General features: G+C 72.8%; 17 protein-coding genes. 3 read left to right on the top strand and 14 right to left on the bottom strand.

Annotated elements, in window-relative coordinates:
* Positions 1-298 precede the first annotated feature (298 nt).
* The 5 genes from NQU55_RS21440 to bldG form a co-directional block, all read right to left on the bottom strand.
* Positions 299-1,825, bottom strand: a complete 1,527-nt coding sequence (locus tag NQU55_RS21440) for a DUF7059 domain-containing protein (protein ID WP_168093405.1) — start codon at positions 1,823-1,825, stop codon at positions 299-301.
* A gap of 195 nt (positions 1,826-2,020) precedes the next feature.
* A complete protein-coding gene (locus tag NQU55_RS21435) occupies positions 2,021-2,593 on the bottom strand; it encodes a small secreted protein (protein WP_256790966.1) in 573 nt (190 codons plus the stop codon).
* A gap of 246 nt (positions 2,594-2,839) precedes the next feature.
* The gene (locus NQU55_RS21430) at positions 2,840-5,245 is read right to left on the bottom strand and encodes a sodium-translocating pyrophosphatase (RefSeq protein ID WP_168093404.1); all 2,406 of its coding nucleotides are present in this window, start codon (positions 5,243-5,245) and stop codon (positions 2,840-2,842) included.
* Between the two features lie 569 nt (positions 5,246-5,814).
* Positions 5,815-6,261: an ATP-binding protein gene (locus tag NQU55_RS21425; RefSeq protein WP_168093403.1), complete on the bottom strand. Its 447-nt coding sequence runs from the start codon at positions 6,259-6,261 to the stop codon at positions 5,815-5,817.
* A gap of 116 nt (positions 6,262-6,377) precedes the next feature.
* Complete coding sequence (bldG, locus tag NQU55_RS21420; protein WP_030367299.1) at positions 6,378-6,719, bottom strand: anti-sigma factor antagonist BldG; 342 nt, start codon at positions 6,717-6,719, stop codon at positions 6,378-6,380.
* A gap of 54 nt (positions 6,720-6,773) precedes the next feature.
* Here bldG and sftH point away from each other — a divergent pair, with 54 nt between their 5' ends.
* Entirely contained in the window at positions 6,774-9,218 is a 2,445-nt protein-coding gene (gene sftH, locus NQU55_RS21415; RefSeq protein ID WP_168093402.1) for a DEAD/DEAH box helicase, read from the top strand.
* On the opposite strand, the gene NQU55_RS21410 is transcribed toward sftH, so the two are convergent.
* From NQU55_RS21410 to ssd, 7 genes are read right to left on the bottom strand one after another with little or no spacing between them, the layout of a single operon-like run.
* Positions 9,193-9,561: an Rv3654c family TadE-like protein gene (locus NQU55_RS21410; RefSeq protein ID WP_256790965.1), complete on the bottom strand. Its 369-nt coding sequence runs from the start codon at positions 9,559-9,561 to the stop codon at positions 9,193-9,195. The genes sftH and NQU55_RS21410 overlap by 26 nt on opposite strands.
* 7 nt (positions 9,562-9,568) lie before the next feature.
* A complete protein-coding gene (locus NQU55_RS21405; protein ID WP_206329425.1) occupies positions 9,569-9,967 on the bottom strand; it encodes a TadE family type IV pilus minor pilin in 399 nt (132 codons plus the stop codon).
* Positions 9,954-10,298: a DUF4244 domain-containing protein gene (locus NQU55_RS37145; protein ID WP_372504764.1), complete on the bottom strand. Its 345-nt coding sequence runs from the start codon at positions 10,296-10,298 to the stop codon at positions 9,954-9,956. Before NQU55_RS37145 ends, NQU55_RS21405 begins: the two co-directional genes overlap by 14 nt.
* Before the next feature lie 2 nt (positions 10,299-10,300).
* Entirely contained in the window at positions 10,301-11,068 is a 768-nt protein-coding gene (locus NQU55_RS21395; RefSeq protein ID WP_256790964.1) for a type II secretion system F family protein, read from the bottom strand.
* Positions 11,069-11,094: 26 nt separating this feature from the next.
* Entirely contained in the window at positions 11,095-12,033 is a 939-nt protein-coding gene (locus NQU55_RS21390) for a type II secretion system F family protein (protein WP_372504763.1), read from the bottom strand.
* Positions 12,030-13,187 carry a TadA family conjugal transfer-associated ATPase gene (locus NQU55_RS21385; protein WP_168096047.1) on the bottom strand — a complete coding sequence of 386 codons (1,158 nt, stop codon included), beginning with the start codon at positions 13,185-13,187 and terminating at the stop codon, positions 12,030-12,032. Before NQU55_RS21385 ends, NQU55_RS21390 begins: the two co-directional genes overlap by 4 nt.
* The gene (gene ssd, locus NQU55_RS21380) at positions 13,184-14,296 is read right to left on the bottom strand and encodes a septum site-determining protein Ssd (protein ID WP_168096046.1); all 1,113 of its coding nucleotides are present in this window, start codon (positions 14,294-14,296) and stop codon (positions 13,184-13,186) included. The genes NQU55_RS21385 and ssd overlap by 4 nt, the downstream gene beginning before the upstream one ends.
* A 454-nt stretch (positions 14,297-14,750) precedes the next feature.
* Between ssd and NQU55_RS21375 the strand changes: the two genes are divergently transcribed.
* The gene (locus NQU55_RS21375) at positions 14,751-15,602 is read left to right on the top strand and encodes an HAD family hydrolase (protein ID WP_168096045.1); all 852 of its coding nucleotides are present in this window, start codon (positions 14,751-14,753) and stop codon (positions 15,600-15,602) included.
* Positions 15,603-15,909: 307 nt separating this feature from the next.
* Here NQU55_RS21375 and NQU55_RS21370 read toward each other — a convergent pair whose 3' ends face one another.
* Positions 15,910-16,731, bottom strand: a complete 822-nt coding sequence (locus NQU55_RS21370; RefSeq protein WP_168093693.1) for a Fic family protein — start codon at positions 16,729-16,731, stop codon at positions 15,910-15,912.
* Positions 16,732-16,832: 101 nt separating this feature from the next.
* Here NQU55_RS21370 and NQU55_RS21365 point away from each other — a divergent pair, with 101 nt between their 5' ends.
* The gene (locus NQU55_RS21365) at positions 16,833-17,822 is read left to right on the top strand and encodes an ATP-binding protein (RefSeq protein WP_168093692.1); all 990 of its coding nucleotides are present in this window, start codon (positions 16,833-16,835) and stop codon (positions 17,820-17,822) included.
* Here NQU55_RS21365 and NQU55_RS21360 read toward each other — a convergent pair.
* Complete coding sequence (locus NQU55_RS21360; RefSeq protein WP_168093691.1) at positions 17,803-19,032, bottom strand: polysaccharide deacetylase family protein; 1,230 nt, start codon at positions 19,030-19,032, stop codon at positions 17,803-17,805. The genes NQU55_RS21365 and NQU55_RS21360 overlap by 20 nt on opposite strands.
* Positions 19,033-19,136 lie beyond the last annotated feature (104 nt).

Genomic DNA, 19,136 nt, shown 5'->3' with positions numbered 1-19,136 from the left:
ACGGCGGGCCGCGCGCCGCAAGGGCGCGGGCTTGGACCCGAAAGAGTCACGGAAGCCCCGGACGATCCTTGACATGGCCCTGCCCGAGATGTCGGACGCACATGCGTCCGGACGGACCGCGGGCAACAGGTTGTCCTGAAAACGATGTCCAGAATTGGGGCCCGCAAACACCGGCGGGGCGTGTGACCGGTCACGCGCCCCGCGGTGCGCCGGCCGCCCGCGGGCCGGGCGGCGGCCCTCCCCGCCGGGTGCGGCTATGCCGGGTCCGGCTATGCCGAGTGCAGTATGCCGAGTGCGGCTATTCCGCCACAGGCGTCAGGAAGCCCTGCTCGACGAGCATCCTGATCGACTCCGGCGTCCGGTCCCGCAGCAGCACCGGGTCCTCGCCGATCAGCTGGGCGATGGCGTCGAGGATCCGCCCCGCGCTCAGGGAGCCGTCGCACACGCCCGCGAAGCCCGCGCCGACGGTGTCCACCTTGGTGGCCCGCCGCATGCCGCGGTTCTGGCGAAGCACCACGTGCTCGGGGTCCTCCGCGCCCGGCAGGCCGACCTGCTCCTGCACGACCTCGTCGGCCAGGGCGAAGCGGGCGGCGAGCAGCCCGGCGTCGTCGTGCGCGCGCAGGAAGTCCTGCCGGTCGAAGTGGGCGCGGACGGCCGGGCCGAGCGGCTGCTCGACCGGGTGCGGCCATTCCTCGGCGACCACCGACGGCCGGTCGGAACCCGACTTGCGCAGCGTGATCCAGCCAAATCCGATGCCCTTGGTCTTGCGGGCCTCGAACTCCTCCAGCCAGGCGTCGTAGCGGGCCGCGTACTCCTCCGGGCCGGCGCGGTGGTCCCCCGCGTCGCGCAGCCACAGCTCGGCGTACTGGGCGACGTCCTGCACCTCGCGCTGGACGATCCAGGCGTCGCAGCCGCGCGGCACCCAGGAGGAGAGCCGCTCGCGCCAGTCCTCGCCCTCCACGTGCTGCCAGTTGGCGAGCAGCTGGAGGTGGCCGCCGTCGTTGAGCCGGTCGGCCGACTGCTGGACGAGGGTGCGGCACAGGTCGTCGCCGCCCATGCCGCCGTCGCGGTAGGTCAGGCGGGCGCCGGGCGAGATGACGAAGGGCGGGTTCGAGACGATCAGGTCGAAGGTGTCCTGGGCGACCGGCTCGAAGAGCGAGCCCTCGCGCAGGTCGGCCTCCGCGGCGCCGGACAGCTCCAGGGTGAGCCGCGTGATCTGCAGGGCGCGCGGGTTGAGGTCCGTCGCCGTCACGCGCGTAGCGTGCTGGCTCGCGTGCAGCGCCTGGATGCCGGAGCCCGTGCCCAGGTCGAGGGCGCTCGCGACGGGCGTGCGGACGGTGAGCCCGGCGAGGGTGGTCGAGGCGCCGCCGACGCCGAGGACGAGCTGCGAGCGGTCGACTCCCGAGGGGCCGGTCCCGCCCCCCGCGATGCCGCCGGCGCCGCCGACCGCACAGCCGAGGTCGGAGACGATCCACCAGTCCTGGCCCTCCGGGCCGCCGTACGGGCGCACGTCCACGGTGGCGCGCACGGAGTCCCCGTCGCGGACGAGCCAGCCGCCGGCGAGGCAGTCCTCGACGGGCAGCGCGGCCGCGGCGCGCGCGTACGGGGCCGGGCACTGCAGCAGGAAGAGCCGGACGAGCGTCGCCAGCGGGCTGTCGCCGCGCGTGGCGCGCAGGGCGGGCACCGTCTCGCTGCGGGCGAGCGCGGCGTAGGCGGGGGCGCCCAGCAGGTCGAGGAGGCCGTCGGCGGTGAAGGCGGCGGCGAGCAGGGCGTCGCGCAGCCGGGAGGTGCGCGCGCGGTCGGCGGCGGGAAGGAGCGTACTCACGGGACCATTGTCGGGGGCGGCACCGGCAAACGACGAAAGCGGCGGGGTGCGGCGTCGCGTCCGCGGGGACGCGACGCCGCAGCCCGCCGTTCGGCCGGCCGGTTCTCCGGGTCCGGATCTCCGGGGTCCGGTTCTCCGGGACCGTTCTCCGGGATCGTCGCCGGGGCCCGGTCCTCCGGAGTGCGGTCCTCCGGGTCAGCTCTTCGCGGGCGACGGGGAGAGCGAGTTCTTCTGGCAGCCCGGCTGCTTGGCCATGGCCTTGCCGACGTCGCCCGACTGCAGCTTCTTGAGCGCCTCGGAGCTCTGGCCGCTGAGCTTGGCGACGTCCCCGCCGATGCCCCTCAGCCCCTCGCCGAACTTGGTCTTGTCGCCGGTGTCGAGGGCGTCACTCCGCTTCTTCAGGTTCGCGTACGCCGCGGAGAGGTCGTTGAGCGCCTTGACGGCGTTCTTCTGGCTGGTCTCGCCGTCCTTGACGGGCGGCGCGCCCGCGTCCTGCACCGCGTTGGCGAGCGCCTTGTACGCGTCGACGCTAACCTGGAAGGCCGCGGAGTCGGTCTGCTGGACCTTCTTGGAGTCCTCCTCGGTCTGGACGCTCGCGATCGACTGGTTCGCGTCCAGAATCTTCTTCACCTGGGGCTGCATCTGGTCGCAGACCTTCATGGCCCAGGCGTCGAGCTTCTTGTTGCCCTCGTCGTCGCCGCCGCAGCCGGTCAGCGCCAGCAGGAGCGCCGTACCGCCGGACAGTGCGGCCGCAAGCTTCTTGTTCACCGGATCGGTCCCTTCGATGGCTCTCGGCCCGGAACTTACACGTCCGAGCGGGACCGCCCAGGAGGCGAGCACACCATATGCCTCCTTTTGAAGCCATTTGCACCAAGCGCAGCGTGGCATTCACCGCACAGGGAAGGGGAGGGGGAACCGAACGCGGGTGAACGACGTGCCCTGCACGCCGCCCACCCGGATCCGGAGTACCGGAGCGTCAGTTCTTCACGGCTCCTTACGGCTCTTTACGACTCCTTACGACACCACCGCCGGATCGGCGGGCTTCGCCGCCCGGTCGGCGTTCCCGTCGTCGCCCACCGCGACCCCGCGCCGCTTGGAGACGTACACCGCACCGACGATGACGACGATCGCCAGCACCGCGATCCCGATCCGCAGGCCGTTGTTGGCGTCGACGCCGTAGGAGAACTTGACCACCGCGGGGGCGATCAGCAGCGCCACCAGGTTCATCACCTTCAGCAGCGGGTTGATGGCCGGGCCGGCGGTGTCCTTGAACGGGTCGCCGACCGTGTCGCCGATGACCGTCGCCGCATGCGCCTCGCTGCCCTTGCCGCCGTGGTGGCCGTCCTCCACCAGCTTCTTGGCGTTGTCCCAGGCGCCACCGGAGTTGGCGAGGAAGACGGCCATCAGGGTGCCGGTGCCGATGGCCCCCGCCAGGTACGAGCCGAGCGCGCCGACGCCGAGCGAGAACCCGACGGCGATGGGCGCCATCACGGCCAGCAGGCCGGGCGTGGCGAGTTCGCGCAGCGCGTCCTTGGTGCAGATGTCCACCACGCGGCCGTACTCCGGCTTCTCGCTGTAGTCCATGATCCCGGGGTGCTCGCGGAACTGCCGCCGCACCTCGTAGACCACCGCGCCCGCCGACCGCGACACGGCGTTGATCGCCAGCCCGGAGAAGAGGAAGACGACGGCGGCTCCGAGGACGAGCCCGACGAGGTTGTTGGGCTGCGAGATGTCCAGACTCAGGCCCAGCTCACCGGATTTCGCGTGCACGTCCTTCACCGCGGTGGCGATGGCGTCGCGGTACGAGCCGAAGAGCGCCGACGCGGCCAGGACGGCCGTGGCGATGGCGATGCCCTTCGTGATGGCCTTGGTGGTGTTGCCGACCGCGTCGAGGTCGGTGAGCACCTGCGCGCCGGCGCCCTCGACGTCACCGGACATCTCGGCGATGCCCTGGGCGTTGTCGGAGACCGGGCCGAAGGTGTCCATGGCGACGATGACGCCCACGGTCGTCAGCAGGCCGGTACCGGCGAGCGCGACGGCGAACAGGGCCAGCATGATGGACGTGCCGCCGAGCAGGAACGCCCCGTAGACGCCCAGCCCGATGAGCACGGCCGAGTAGACGGCCGACTCCAGGCCGATGGAGATGCCGGCGAGGACGACCGTCGCCGGGCCGGTCAGGGACGTCTTGCCGATGTCCCGCACGGGCCGCCGGCTCGTCTCCGTGAAGTAGCCCGTGAGCTGCTGGATGAGCGCGGCGAGGACGATGCCGATGGCCACCGCCACGAGCGCGAGCACCCTCGGGTCGCCCGCGTGGCCGCGGATCGCCTCGTCCCCGATGCCCTTCAGGTCGGCGTAGCTGGAGGGGAGGTACGCGAACACCGCGACGGCCACCAGGGCGAGCGATATGACGGCCGAAATGAAGAACCCGCGGTTGATCGCGGTCATCCCGCTGCGGTCGGCGCGGCGCGGCGCGACCGCGAAGATGCCGATCATCGCCGTGAGCACGCCGATCGCGGGGACGAGCAGGGGGAAGGCGAGCCCCGCGTCGCCGAAGGCGGCCTTGCCGAGGATCAGCGCGGCGACCAGCGTCACGGCGTACGACTCGAACAGGTCGGCGGCCATGCCGGCGCAGTCGCCGACGTTGTCGCCCACGTTGTCCGCGATGGTGGCGGCGTTGCGGGGGTCGTCCTCGGGGATGCCCTGTTCGACCTTGCCGACGAGGTCGGCGCCGACGTCGGCCGCCTTGGTGAAGATGCCGCCGCCGACCCTCATGAACATCGCCAGCAGCGCCGCGCCGAAGCCGAAGCCCTCCAGCACCTTGGGCGCGTCGGCCGCGTACACGAGCACCACGCAGGAGGCGCCCAGCAGGCCGAGCCCCACGGTGCACATCCCGACGACGCCACCCGTCCGGAACGCAATCTTCATGGCCTTGTGGGAAACGGCCGTCAGATCCTTGTCGGGCTCGCCCTGGGCCGGAGTGGCCTCGCGGGCCGCCGCGGCGACCCGCACATTGCTGCGCACGGCGAGCCACATGCCGATATAGCCGGTGGCCGCCGAGAAGAGCGCTCCGATCAGGAAGAAGACCGAACGCCCGATGCGCTGCGACCAGTTGTCGGCCGGCAGGAGCATCAGGAGGAAGAACACCGCCACGGCGAATACGCCGAGGGTGCGCAACTGCCGTGCGAGATAGGCGTTCGCTCCCTCCTGCACCGCCGCCGCGATCCTTCTCATGCTGTCGGTTCCCTCGCCCGCCGCGAGGACCTGCCGCACCAGGGCGACGGCGACCACGAGCGCCGCGAGTGCGACGGCCGCGATCACGATCACCATGGTGCGGTTGCCCTGGGTGAGTTCGGCCGCGAGATTCCGGGTGAAGTCGAGCTGTTGAAAGTCCACCTGTCGAGGGGTGAAGGGCCCCGCCATTCGTCCTCCCTAGACGTTTGGCACATGGGCGCGCAGCTGATCCGCGATCGCTGAAGGGAGATCACGGGACAGCGGCCACGCTCAGGCGTCCTGAGCTCAAGATGGACGGATTGTAGGGAGCATGGCGAGATCAAAACAGAGCGCGGCAAATGGAATTGGCCTGTGCAAGTGAAGATCGAGTGAATGATCCGCCGGATAAACGATCGCGGGCGGAGATCCGGAACGGCGATCAATGGCAATCAGCAGTGATCGGTGACGATCCGGGGAAAGGCGGCCGGCGCGAGATCCATTCCGGAAGATCGCCGGAATCGGCGGACCGACGGAATCAGCCGGGAGATCAATGGGCCCGGAGGGAAGGATCCACGGGGCCCGCGGCGATCACCGGCCACGCGGCGCCGCCGGATGCGGAAGGGCGGCGAAAAGATCGCGGAATTATGGCTGCTCGGCGCACGGAGAGCCGGTGAATCGTGCGACGGCCGTCCAGCGGGCGTCGTCGGAACGGCCGCACGGGGCAGCCGGGAGTTACGGCCGTCCGAGGAGGGCCGAATACGGCGATGCGCCCGGACGGGCTACGGCGTCACGGCCGCGGGAGCGATCGGCCAGCTCATCCGGATCAGACCGCCGCGCTCGTCCGCCGTCACCTCGACGTCGTCGACCAGGCCGCTGATGACCGCGAGGCCCATGTCGTCCTCGTTGTCGGCAGCGCCCTCCTCGGGGCCGCCGGCGGCGCGCTCCGAGCCGTTCGCGGCAGCGAGCGCCTCCGGTGCGGGGGCGTCGTCCCCGACCTCGATGGAGAACTTCTTCTCGTCCTCGATCAGCGTCACCCGGACGGGGGTGGTCACCTCATTGCTGATGTGCAGCCCCACCGCGCGCGAGCAGGCCTCGCCCACGGCGAGCCGGACCTCGTCCAGCACGGCCTCGTCCACGCCGGCACGGCGCGCCACCGCGGCCGCCACCAGCCGGGCGGTCCGGACATGCTCGGGAAGGGCACTGAAGAGCAGTTCGACGGTGGCCATGCCATCCCCCTCGGTCGTACGTGCCCTCTCCCCCTCATCCGGAAAAGGGCGGACTCACGAGGGGGCCGGACCCGCGAGCCCGGGTGCCCCCCGCGTGACAGTCTTCCCCGGCGACCTCAGTCGGTCGCCTGCACCGCGTCCTCGACCGAGGTGTGGATGGGGAACACCTTGGTGAGGCCGGTGATACGGAAAATCTTGAGAATGCGCTCCTGGTTGCAGACCAGGCGCAGCGAGCCCTCGTGGGCACGCACCCGCTTCAGCCCGCCGACCAGGACGCCGAGCCCGGTGGAGTCGAGGAAGTCGACGCCCTCCATGTCCACGACGAGGTGATAGCTGCCGTCGTTGACAAGCTCGACCAGCTGCTCACGCAGCTTGGGCGCGGTGTACACATCAATCTCGCCACCGACCCGGACAACCGTACGGTCGCCTACGGTCTCGGTCGACAGGGACAGGTCCACGGATCCTCCAGCACCTTGCATCGAGCGGTCGCCCCCCATGGATCGGCAGCCGCGATGGCATTCAATCACTTACCGGCAGGCGCGCACGACGCCTTGACGCCATTGTCCGTCACGCCAGTGACACACTCGGTGCCGATGGCCAACGATCAACTCCCGCCGGAGGCGGGCGTACATCCCGCTCCCCGGACAGTCCTCGACCGACTGACCGCCGGGGCCGACAGGGCTGCACGCATCACTCATACGGAGCACTTGCCCCCGCGTCCCGGACGTCATGCCCCCTGGCCTGAGAAGATCCGGCCGGAAGTGGCGGAAGCCATCCGGATGGCGGGCATCGAGCGGCCGTGGGCCCATCAGGCGCTCACCGCCGAGCACGCGCTGCGCGGCGAATCGGTGGTCGTGGCCACCGGAACGGCCTCCGGAAAGTCCCTCGCGTACCTGGCGCCGGTCCTCAGCGCCCTGCTGGACGGCTCGGAGGCCCCGAACGGCCGCGGGGCGACCGCGCTCTACCTCGCCCCCACCAAGGCCCTCGCCGCCGATCAGCGGCGCGCCGTGAAGGCCCTCGCCGGGCCCCTGGGCAAGGGCGTACGGCCCGCCGTCTACGACGGGGACACCCCCGTCGAGGAGCGGGAGTGGGTGCGTCAGTACGCCAATTACGCGCTCACCAACCCCGACATGCTCCACCGCTCGATCCTGCCCGCCCACCCCAAGTGGTCCTCCTTCCTGCGTGCCCTGCGCTACGTCGTCATCGACGAGTGCCACACCTACCGGGGCGTCTTCGGCTCGCACGTCGCCCAGGTGCTGCGCCGGCTCCGGCGTGTCTGCGCCCGCTACGGGGCCGATCCTGTCTTCCTCCTCGCCTCGGCCACCTCCTCCGATCCGGCCACCGCGGCAGGCCGCCTGACGGGCGTTCCGGTGGTGGAGATCACCGAGGACGCCTCCCCGCGCGGCGAGCTGGTCTTCGCCCTCTGGGAGCCGCCCCTCACCGAGCTCCACGGCGAGCGCGGAGCCCCCGTGCGCCGCACCGCCACCGCCGAGAGCGCCGAGCTCCTCACCGACCTCGTCGCCCAGGGCGTCCGCACCGTCGCCTTCGTGCGGTCACGGCGCGGCGCCGAGCTCATCGCCCTGATCGCCCAGGAGCGCCTCGCGGCCGTAAACCGCTCCCTGCCCGGGCGTGTCGCCGCCTACCGCGGCGGCTACCTCCCCGAGGAGCGCCGCTCCATCGAGCGCGCCCTGCACAGCGGCGAGCTGCTGGGCCTGTCCGCCACGACCGCCCTGGAACTCGGCGTCGACGTCGCCGGCCTCGACGCCGTCCTCCTGACCGGCTATCCGGGCACACGGGCCTCCCTGTGGCAGCAGGCCGGCCGCGCGGGCCGTACGGGCCGGGGAGCCCTCGCCGTGCTGGTCGCCCGCGACGACCCCCTGGACACCTATCTCGTCCACCACCCCGAGGCGCTCTTCCGGCAGCCCGTGGAATCCACCGTCCTCGATCCCGACAACCCCTACGTCCTCGCCCCCCATCTGTGCGCCGCGGCCGCCGAGCTCCCACTCACCGAGGCCGACCTGTCCCTGTTCGGGCCCGAGACGCCGGGCCTGCTCGCCCAGCTCGAAGCGCGCAAGCTGCTGCGCCGCCGCGGCGCCGCCTGGCACTGGACCCGGCGCGAGCGCGCCGCCGACCTCACCGACATCCGGGGCGGCGGGGGCTGCCCCGTCCAGGTCGTGGAGGAGGGCACCGGGCGGCTGCTGGGCACCGTGGACGCGGGGGCCGCCCACGCCTCCGTCCACGAAGGCGCGGTCCACCTCCACCAGGGCCGCACCTACCTCGTCCGCCGGCTCGACCTGGAGGACTCCGTCGCCCTCGTCGAGCAGGCCGACCCGCCGTACTCCACGACGGCCCGCGACACGACTGCCGTCTCCATCCTGGAGACCGGCGCCGAGATCCCCTGGGGGGCGGCGCGGCTGTGCTTCGGCTCGGTCGAGGTGACCAACCAGGTCGTCTCGTTCCTCCGCCGCCGGCTCATCACCGGCGAGGTCCTCGGCGAGTCCAAGCTGGACCTGCCGCCGCGTACGCTGCGCACCCGCGCCGTGTGGTGGACCGTCACCGAGGACCAGCTCGACGAGGCCCGGATCGCCCCCGAGGCCCTCGGAGGCGCCCTGCACGCCGCGGAACACGCCTCCATCGGCATGCTCCCCCTCTTCGCCACCTGCGACCGCTGGGACATCGGCGGCGTCTCCGTCCCCCTGCACCCCGACACGCTCCTGCCGACCGTCTTCGTCTACGACGGCCACCCCGGTGGCGCGGGCTTCGCCGAGAGGGCCTTCCACACCGCCGCGGGCTGGCTCACCGCCACGCGCGAGGCGATCGCCGCCTGCGAGTGCGACACCGGCTGCCCCTCCTGCGTCCAGTCCCCCAAGTGCGGCAACGGCAACGACCCTCTCGACAAGCGGGCCGCCATACGCCTCCTGGCCCGGCTCCTCAGGGACGCCCCGAAGGACGGGTGAGCCGCACGAACGCAACGGGATCGACCCCCGCGGCCTCCGCGGGCCCCGCCCGCGACCGCACCCGGACGGCGTACGGCCCCGCCCTCGCCTCGGCCGCGACCTCGGCGATCTCGCCGCTCACGGCGCAGCGCACCACTCTCGCCCCCTGGGCGGCGGCCACCCGCCGGGCGAGGCCGCACGCGGTCTCCTGCCCGTCGAGGGCGTGGTCGGCCGCCGCCAGCGCCGACAGGTCCGCCGCACCGCCGGCGCGATGGCGGGCCACCACTGCCTGCCCCATGGCCAGCACCGCCGCGAACACCGCGCAGAGCGCGGCGGTCGCGACCGCCACCCACACCGTCGCCACGCCCCGGTCACCGCACCGTCTCCTCCGCAAGGGCCACCGCCTCTCCGCCCAGCCTGAGGGCCAGCGGACCGGCCGCCCGGGCCTCGACCCGCACCCGTACGAGATCGCCCTCGCGCATGACGGCGATGCGGGAACCCGGCGGCGCGGCGGACCGCGCCGATGCGACCGCGACGCCCACGGGATCGGACCGGGCCGCCGCCCGGGCCCCCGCCCGGGCGGCGTCCACGCACTGGATCTGCGCGCCGGCCGCCGTCAGCCCCCAGATCAGGGCCGCACCGAACAGGACCAGGGCCGGGAGCGCCATCGCGGCCTCGGCGGTCACATACCCACCGTCAGAGTCCGCGCGGGCACGGCGACTCGATGCCGCTTCACGCTCCGGGTCCGGCAGGCCGTCAGAACGGCGCATTGAGCGCCCTCCCGATGAGCCCCTGCATCGCCGCACTGACCGCCCCGCTCGTGACCACCTTGTAGAGCACCGCGGCAAGGGCACAGGCGGCCACGGTGCCGACGGCGTACTCGGCGGTCGACATGCCCGCATCGGCGCCGGCGAGGGCCCGCGGACGGCCGTTCGGCCAGGCCGCCGGCCACAGCCGCGGCCGGTCCGGCACCCACCGCCGTCCCCTTCCGGCGCCCTGCCGCGACCGCGGCGCCTCCCTCCAGACTTTGCGCCCCGGCATCCCTCGCAGGACCATCGGCTTCTCCCCCGTCCGTACGGCCACGACCTTCACTCCACTCACCGTCAATGTCCTTTCGTCAGACCGCTCGCCAGCCCGATCACCACGGGCACCACACCGACCGTCAGGAACGCGGGCAGGAAGCACAGCCCGAGAGGGGCCGTCGCCAGGACGCCCGCGCGCCGGGCCCGTATGCCGGCCGCCCTGCCGCGCCGGGCCCTCAAATGGCCCGCGAGCCGGGACATGGGCTCCACCGCGGGCACCCCCGTCGCCTGGGCCCGCTCCAGGCAGCGGGCGAGCCCCCGGGCGCCGGGGAGGCCGCCCAGACGGCTCCAGGCGGTGGCCGGGTCGCCGCCGAGCCGGACCTCCGCCGCGGCGCGGGCGAGCCGTTCGCCCACCGGGCCGCCCAGGGACGCGCCGACCGCTTCGGCGGCCTCCCGGGGCCCGGCCCCGGCGGCCAGGCACGCCGCCATGAGGTCGGCGGCCAGCGGAAGTTGCCGCTCGATTTCCTCGGCCGGGAGGCCGTCGGGCCCGCCGCTCCGCTTCCGGCGGCGCAGCCATCGCCACATGCCGTAAGCGGCGGCGAGTCCCGCTGCGCAGCCGGCGGCTCCTCCGAGGATGATGACCCCTGCGGCTCCGGCCCCGGCCGCAAGCAGCCCGTCCCGGGTCCCCGGCAGGCGACCGGTCAGGGCACACAGCCGCCGCCCCTTCGCGGCCCTTGCCGGCGCCCCGCCGAACAGCGCGGCGATCCGGCGGCGTACCGTCCGCCTCCTGCGCACGCGGACCGCCACCACCACTGCGCCGAGGGCAGCGATTCCCGGAAGAATCACCATCCACAGGCTGTGGATAACATTCCCCCTCACGGCGCCTTCCCTTCCGCGGGGCCGGGCGCGCCGGAGCCACCGGCCCTTCCGCGCTCCCCCGCAGCCGCCCGTACGATCCGCCCGGTCCAGGCGATACCGGCGGCCTCCAGGAGCCCGCCGACGAGCAGACAGCCCAGCCCGGCCGGGGTGTGCAGCAGCACCCTCAGCGGCGCCGCCCCCAGCGCACTGCCCATCAGCAGCGCGAGCACGGGCAGCAGGGCCAGCATCACCGCGGTGGACCGCGCGCCCGCCAACTGCGACCGCAGTTCCTCCCTTTGGTCCCGCTCGGCGCTCAGAGCCGCCGCGACCCGTTCGAGCCCGGCGGCGAGCCCGGCACCGCCGTCGACGGCTACGCGCCAGCAGGCGGCCACGCCGTGCAGCCCTTCGGCCCCGGGACGGGCGGCCACGGCCCGCAGGGCCTCCGGGACGTCCCCGCCGAACCTCGCCGCCGCCGAGACCGCCGTCCATTGCGGCCCCAAGTCCCCGGCGGGCACACCGGCCAGCGCCTGGCCGGGCTGCCGGCCGGCTCGCAGTTCGCCCGCGACGGTCCCGCACAGCTCGATCACGGCCGCTTCCCGCAGCTCCCTCTCGCGCTGCTCTCCGCGGGCGGCCAGCCACCTGCGGACGAGCGGCACGGCCACCAGCGCCGCCAGCAGCGGCAGCACCGACCCGCCCAGCAGACCCACGGCGCCGCCGAGCGGGAGGCACGCCCACTCCTTCCGGGCCCGCGCCCAGCGCCGCAGACGGGCGCCCCACTCGCCCACCAGGGCCGGCGGCCAAGGAGCAGGAGGGACCAGCGACCCGCCGCCCGCGAGCATCAGCCGGGCGCGGCGCAGCTCCCTCCCGGAGCCGCCCGGCGGCCAGGCCGTGAACAGAACGCCCAGCGCGGCAACGCCCGCGAGCGTGGCCGGCGGCAGCGTCCCGGCGGCCGTCACGGCGTCACTCCGCCGCGCTCGCACAGCTCCGCCAGCCGGGCCCAGCCGCGCGCCTCCTGAAAACCGGTCGCCCCCCATACGGCGGCGGGCACCGTGGTGACGAACCCGGCGCCGTCCCGCTCGAGCACATGCACCTCGGCGACGCGCCGACGGCCGCTCCGCTCCCGCACCAGGTGGATCACGACCGACAGCCCGGCCGCCAATTGGCTGTGCAGCGCGGCACGGTCGAGCCCCGCGGTCGAGCCGAGCGCTTCCAGCCGGGCGGGCACGTCCGCCGCGGCGTTCGCGTGCACCGTGCCGCAGCCGCCCTCGTGGCCCGTATTGAGCGCGGCCAGCAGGTCCGTGACCTCCGGGCCGCGGACCTCGCCCACCACCAGCCGGTCCGGCCTCATCCGCAAGGCCTGCCTCACCAGATCCCGCAAGGTGACCAGGCCCATGCCCTCCTGGTTCGCCGGTCTGGTCTCCAGCCGGACGACGTGCGGGTGATCCGGGCGCAGTTCGGCCGAATCCTCTGCGAGGACGATCCGCTCGTCCGCCGCCACGAGCCCCAGCAAAGTGGTCAGCAACGTCGTCTTGCCGGAGCCCGTTCCGCCGCTGACGATGAACGACAGCCGCGCCTCCAGCACCGCCCGCAGCAGCCGGTCCCCGCCCGGCGGCACGGTCCCGGCGGCCGTCAGGTCCGCCAGGGTGAAGGCGCGGGGCCTGACGACCCGCAAGGACAGGCACGTCGAGCCGACGGCGATCGGCGGCAGCACCGCATGCAGCCGGGTCCCGTCGGGAAGCCGCGCGTCGACCCAGGGCCGGGCGTCGTCCAGCCGGCGGCCCGCGATCGCGGCGAGCCGCTGTGCGAGCCTGCGCACCGCCGCCGCATCCGGGAAGGTCACGTCCGCGCGCTCCAGGCCGGCGCCGCGGTCCACCCAGACCTCGTCGGGCGCCGTGACCAGGACGTCCGTGACGTCGGGCTCGGCGAGCAGCCGCTCGAGCGGGCCTGCGCCGATGAGTTCGGAACGCAGCCGGGCCGCGACGCCGAGGATCTCGGCGTCCCCCAGCAGCCTCCCCTCCTGGCGCAGGGCCTCGGCGACCCTGGCGGGCGTGGGCTCGGCGCCGCTCTCGGCCAGCCGCAGCCGCACGGCGTCCAGCAGCCCGGGGCTCATGCCGACGCCCCTTGGGCGGCCTCGAAGCAGGCCCAGAAGTCGGTGCAGAACCGCGCCAGCGGGCCGCGTTCGCCGCCCGGCGGCCTGCCTGCCGCGAGTGCGGACTGCAAGCCCGACTCCGGAGGAAGGGCGCCTGCGAGGGGCAGCCCCAGGAGGCGGGCGATCTCCTCTCCGTCGAGCCCGGAGGTGCGCGGGCCGCGGACGACGACCCGCAGATCGCCGAGGACGGCGCCGACGGCGGCGGCGACGCGGTGCGCCGCGGCCACGGCCCGCAGCTCGGCAGGCACCACCAACAAGCCCGCGTCCAGCTGCCCGAGGGCTTCGAGGGCCGCTTCGTCCAGCCTGCGCGGAAGATCGACGACGACCGCGCCGCCACGGCGGCGCGCGGCGGCCAGCACGGCCTTCATCGCATCGGGCGGCACGGCCGTGCACGGACTCCGGTCCCAGCTGAGCAGGCGCAGCGAGTGGAGCTCGGGCAGGGCCTCTTCCAGGGCGTGGCACGCCACCCGGCCCCGGGAGTCGGCGAAGGCGGGCCAGCGCAGCCCCTCGGCCCTCTCGCCCCCGAGCAGGACGTCGAGGCCGCCGCCCAAGGGGTCGCCGTCGATGAGCATGGTGCGCCGCCCGGCGCCCGCCGCACCGACGGCGAGCGCGCACGCGAGCGTGCTCGCCCCCGCGCCGCCCCGCCCGCCGATCACCCCGACGGTGAGGGCGGGCCGCCCGGCCCCCTCGACGGCATCGGCGATCCGCTCCACGAGCCTGCCCTCGCAGCCGGGCAGCAGCGCCACGTCCCGGGCGCCGATCTCCATGGCCAGCCGCCACACTCCTGCGTCGCCGCGGTCCCGGCCGACGAGCAGCACCGCCTCCCCGTGCGCCGCGAGGCGGGATCCGCGCAGCCGGCGGGCGCAGTCCTCACCGACCAGGATCAGCGGCGGATCCTGCCCCGCGCCTCGGCGCGCCGGTGCCCCGTGCGCCACTTCGGGCACTGCTCCGGCCGCCGCGCACAGGCGCAACAGGTCGTCGAGCAGCTCCTCGTCCTCGGCGATGATCAGTGGGCCGCGCCGCCTCCTGCCGGCGGCGGGCGGCCAATCGGATGCGCTGGATCCGGCCACGGCGTCCTCCCCGTCTCACTGCGCGCTCTCGCATCCGCGGACATCGCGGAAGAGCGCGGGGGAATCACCGTGCAGGGAACTGGAAAATAATGTGGATCTTGGTCAAAAACTGTGGACAACTCAACCGCTGTGAATATCCCGGTCACCTATACCGGTGACTTCCGGAGAGCAGCCCACCGATTACGCTGCGTAGCGTGTATGAAGGAGGGGAGGCAGCCGCCGAGCGGGCGGCGCGGGAGCGAGGAATGCCGGGTGGGGCCCTGCAAAAGGCATCCGGACATGCGACGACCCCCGCCGGGGGGGAGAGCGGGGGTCGTCCCCACGGCCGACTCGGGGGGGGAGGAGTCGGACCGGGTTAGACACGGTCGCGAACGATCCGTGACTTCCATGGTGTACCCGAGAGCCTTCTCAGGCAAACCCACACGCCTCAGCTTACGCCGAATGGAGGGCGCCTATGCTCGGCACCGTGGAAAACCACTCGTTGCCCCGGACAGCCGCGTTCTTTGATCTGGACAAGACGGTCATTGCGAAGTCGAGCACGCTCACCTTCAGCAAGTCGTTCTACCAAGGTGGCTTGATCAACCGACGAGCCGTGCTGCGCACCGCATACGCGCAGTTCGTCTTCCTCGCCGGCGGAGCCGACCACGATCAGATGGAGCGGATGCGCGAGTATCTCTCGGCGCTCTGCAGGGGCTGGAATGTCCAGCAGGTCCGCGAGATCGTCGCCGAGACCCTGCACGAACTCATCGACCCGATCATTTACGACGAAGCCGCCTCCCTCATCGAAGCACACCACACCGCCGGGCGCGATGTGGTCATTGTCAGCACCTCGGGCGCCGAGGTCGTCGAGCCCATCGGCGAACTCCTGGGCGCCGACCGCGTGGTCGCCACCCGCATGGTCGTCGAGAACGGCGCCTTCACCGGCGAAGTGGAGTACTACGCCTACGGCCCCACCAAGGCCGAGGCCGTCAAGGAGCTCGCCGAATCCGAGGGATACGACCTCTCCCGCTGCTACGCCTACAGCGACTCGATCACCGACATCCCCATGCTCGAAACCGTCGGCCATCCCCACGCGGTCAACCCCGACCGGGCCCTGCGCCGCGAGGCCGCGGCCCGCGACTGGCCGGTTCTCACCTTCAACCGCCCGGTGCGGCTCAAGCAGCGGGTGCCCGCCCTGTCGATGCCCTCGCGTCCCGCCCTCGTCGCCGCGGCCGCGGTCGGCGCCGCCGCAGCCACGGCGGGTCTCGTCTGGCTGGCCGGGAGACGTCGCGAACCAGCCGTCCGCATTGCCCGGATTCAGCATTAAATACAAAGATCTGCGGCTCAGCCTTCCACTTCGACAGTGACAGGAGTAGAAAGGACTTAACGGCCCGCGAGACCAGGGACATCCGGGAGGACGCCCTTCACGCACCACGGCCCCACGGACCGAAGCATGAACGTCGGGCACCCACGCGACGCCGACCCGTCGATTACGGGCCAGCCGCACCAGGTGGCGGGCAAAGTTCCCGGCCTGATGGGCAAATATCGTGCACGCATGGTAACCCGGCGAACATGCCAGCGGCGGTACCGGAATTGACCGGTACCGCCGCAACCCTTTCCGGCGCCTTCGCCGTTCAGGCGGCCCCGCGCTGGAGCGCCTCGCACACGGCCGTGCTCTCCCGTACGCCGAGCTCGACCGCGCGGCCGCAGTGCGCGATCCAGGCCCCGACACCCTCCGGTGTCCCGGAGGCATAGCCGTCGAGGGCCGCCATGTACGCCTCCGCGCCGAGTTCGGCGTGGCCCACCTCGGCCGGGCAGATCGACTTGGGGTCGAGGCCGCTGCCCACCAGCACGATCCGCTCGGCCGTCCGGGCCACGAGCCCGTTGTACGAACCGAAGGGGCGCAGGGCGAGCAGTTCGCCGTGCACGACGGCCGCCGTCACGAGCGCGGGCGCGCCGGTCCCCGCGAGGAGCAGCCCGGCCAGGCCCTCGAGCCGCCCGGCCACCTCCGACGCGCTGGGCACCGCCAGCCGGACCAGCGGCTCCTCGACCGGCTCGCCGGCCAGCCGGGGGCGGCCGACCGTCTCGTCCGGCCGCGTTCCGCCCGCGGCCACCAGGTGCAGCCTGGCCAGCACCCGCAGCGGGGACTGCCGCCACACGCTCAGCAGCTGCCCGGCCTCGGCGGTCAGCCGGAGGGCCGCACCCACGGTCCGCGCCTCGCCCTCGACGCCGAAGTCGGTGCGGCGGCGCACCTCTTCGAGCGCCCAGTCGGCGCCGGACAGCGCGGCCGAGCCGCGCGCGCCGCGCAGCGCGGCCTCAGAGGTGATCTCGTTGCTGCGGCGGCGCATCACCCGGTGCCCGTAGACGCGGTCCACGGCTTTGCGCACGGAGTCCACGGCGTCGGCCACTCCGGGGAGCGAAGCCAGGGCGGCGAGCGGATCGGCAGTCGTACTCATGCGTAAGACAGTACGCACTTCGGGTCTACACCCCTCGAACGAGTGGTCTTCTTCACGCGCAGCTCTCACTCCGTGCACCCTCACACCTACGCTTGGTGAACATGAAGATCGCTTTCGTAGGGAAGGGCGGCAGCGGCAAGACCACGCTGTCCTCGCTGTTCATCCGCCACCTCGCCGCTGACCGCGCCTCCGTCGTCGCGGTGGACGCCGACATCAACCAGCACCTCGGCGCGGCGCTCGGGCTGGACGAGGAGGAGACCTCCGCACTGCCCGCGATGGGCGCTCAGCTGCCCTTGATCAAGAACTATCTGCGCGGCAGCAATCCGCGCATCACCTCCGCCGAGACCATGATCAAGACGACTCCTCCGGGCGAGGGCTCGCGCCTGCTGCGCATCGGCGAGGACAACCCGGTCTACGACGCGTGCGCCCGGCCCGTCGAGCTCGACGGCGGCGCCGTGCGCCTGATGGTGACGGGGCCCTTCACCGAATCCGACCTCGGGGTCGCCTGCTACCACTCCAAGGTCGGGGCGGTCGAGCTGTGCCTGAACCACCTGGTGGACGGCCCCGGCGAGTACGTCGTGGTCGACATGACCGCCGGAAGCGACTCCTTCGCCTCGGGCATGTTCACCCGCTTCGACATGACGTTCCTGGTCGCGGAGCCCACCCGCAAGGGCGTGTCCGTCTACCGGCAGTACAAGGAGTACGCACGCGACTTCGGCGTCTGCCTGAAGGTCGTGGGCAACAAGGTGCAGGGCCCCGACGACGTCGACTTCCTGCGCGAGGAGGTGGGCGAGGACCTGCTGGTGACCTTCGGCCACTCCGACTGGGTGCGGGCGATGGAGAAGGGCCGGCCCCCCCGCTTCGGCCTGCTCGAAGAGCACAACCACCAGGCGCTGCGGACCCTGCGCGAGACGGCGGACGGCTCGTACGGACTGCGGGACTGGCAGCGCTACACCCGCCAGATGGTGCACTTCCACCTGAAGAACGCGGAGAGCTGGGGCAACGCGAAGACGGGCGCCGACCTGGCGGCTCAGGTCGACCCCGCCTTCGTCCTGGACGAGCGCTGGGCGACTAGCCCGCAGCCCGCCTGACGCGCCGGGCGGCGGGGAAGCGCTCCCAGCCGCCCTTGGGCGCCTTGCCCACGTCGAGCGTGCGCAGTTCCGCGAGGAGCCTGCTGTCCTGCGCGTCGAGCCAGTCGGCCAGTTGCCGGAAGGACACGCAGCGCACCTCCTCCTTGGTGCAGACGGTTTTGATGGTGCTCTCCACCGCCCGCATATAGGTGCCGCCGTTCCAGGACTCGAAGTGGTCGCCGATGAAGAACGGCGCCCTGTTGCCGCGGTAGGCGCGGCGGAATCCCGAGAGCAGACCGTCGCGCATCTGCTTGCCCCAGGCACGGTGCAGGGAGCGGTCGCCGCGGGTCGTCCCGGACTGGTTGGCAAGGAAGTTGTAGTCCATCGAGAGGGTCTCGAAGCCCCGCCCGGGAACCGGGATGTCCTGCAGCGGGAAGTCCCAGAGGCCCTCGATCTTGTGCGGCCAGACCTGCCGGCCGCCCACGGAGCTCGCGTCGTAGCGGAAGCCCATGGTCTTGGCGGCCTTGATGAGGTTGCGCTGGCCTTCGAGGCAGGGGGCGCGGCCGCCGACGAGCTCCTTGGCGTAGTCGAAGGGCAGCGGTTCCTCCTCCTTCAGGCCCGCGTTGGTCTTCCAGCGCCGGACGAGGGAGCGCGCCTGCCGGATCTCGCTCCCCCACTCCTTGGGCGTCCAGGTGCCGACGCCCCGGTCGGGCCCGCAGAAGTGCCCGTTGAAGTGTGTGCCGATCTCGTTGCCGTCCAGCCAGGCGCCACGGAGCTGTTCGACGGTGTCCTTGACCCCTTTGACGGTGTTGAAGCCGATGTCCGAGGCTCCGGCACGGTGTCTGGGCGGCTTGTAGACCCGCCGCTTCCCGGCGGGGAGCATGTACACGCCGCTGAGGAAGTACGTCATCGTGGCGTGGTACTTCTGCCCGACGCGGCGGAAGCGCGAGAACAGGTGCTGCCCGTCCTCGCCCGCGCCGTCCCAGGAGAAGACGACGAACTGCGGCGGCCTGTGACCGGGCTGCAGACGGTCGGGGGCGGGCTGGCCGGGCTGGGGGCCCGTGTCCGCGGTGGAGCCGTCGCCGATGAGGCGGACGGGCCGCCGGGCGGCTTCCGGGTCCACCGAGCCGCGCAGTTCCCCCGGCTCCGCATGACCCGAGCAGCCGGCCGAACCCGTCACCAGGGCGAGGGCCGTGAGAGCGCCCAGCGCCACTTTCCATCCAGCGGCCATCAGCCACCTCTGCCTTCGCTGCTGCCCGATTCGGCGCTTCAACGTCGCACGTGGGGAGCCAACACGCGGGAATGACGAGCAGATGAAATGACGAATTCACTCGA

It is taken from the genome of Streptomyces telluris, assembly GCF_024519335.1.
Taxonomy (GTDB): Bacteria; Actinomycetota; Actinomycetes; order Streptomycetales; family Streptomycetaceae; genus Streptomyces; species Streptomyces telluris.
The sequence above is the reverse complement of the archived record's forward strand: the minus strand, read 5'-3'. Positions and strand labels throughout refer to the sequence as shown.

What these genes read in the sequence shown, in the direction of transcription:
- NQU55_RS21370 (WP_168093693.1), bottom strand. Translation starts at nt 16,731, where the DNA reads ATGAGTACGACTGCCGATCCGCTCGCCGCCCTGGCTTCGCTCCCCGGA.
- NQU55_RS21360 (WP_168093691.1), bottom strand. Translation starts at nt 19,032, where the DNA reads ATGGCCGCTGGATGGAAAGTGGCGCTGGGCGCTCTCACGGCCCTCGCC.
- sftH (WP_168093402.1), top strand. Translation starts at nt 6,774, where the DNA reads ATGGCATTCAATCACTTACCGGCAGGCGCGCACGACGCCTTGACGCCA.
- NQU55_RS21375 (WP_168096045.1), top strand. Translation starts at nt 14,751, where the DNA reads ATGCTCGGCACCGTGGAAAACCACTCGTTGCCCCGGACAGCCGCGTTC.
- NQU55_RS21395 (WP_256790964.1), bottom strand. Translation starts at nt 11,068, where the DNA reads ATGGTGATTCTTCCGGGAATCGCTGCCCTCGGCGCAGTGGTGGTGGCG.
- NQU55_RS21425 (WP_168093403.1), bottom strand. Translation starts at nt 6,261, where the DNA reads ATGGCCACCGTCGAACTGCTCTTCAGTGCCCTTCCCGAGCATGTCCGG.
- NQU55_RS21365 (WP_168093692.1), top strand. Translation starts at nt 16,833, where the DNA reads ATGAAGATCGCTTTCGTAGGGAAGGGCGGCAGCGGCAAGACCACGCTG.
- NQU55_RS21430 (WP_168093404.1), bottom strand. Translation starts at nt 5,245, where the DNA reads ATGGCGGGGCCCTTCACCCCTCGACAGGTGGACTTTCAACAGCTCGAC.
- NQU55_RS21405 (WP_206329425.1), bottom strand. Translation starts at nt 9,967, where the DNA reads ATGCGCCGTTCTGACGGCCTGCCGGACCCGGAGCGTGAAGCGGCATCG.
- NQU55_RS21385 (WP_168096047.1), bottom strand. Translation starts at nt 13,187, where the DNA reads ATGAGCCCCGGGCTGCTGGACGCCGTGCGGCTGCGGCTGGCCGAGAGC.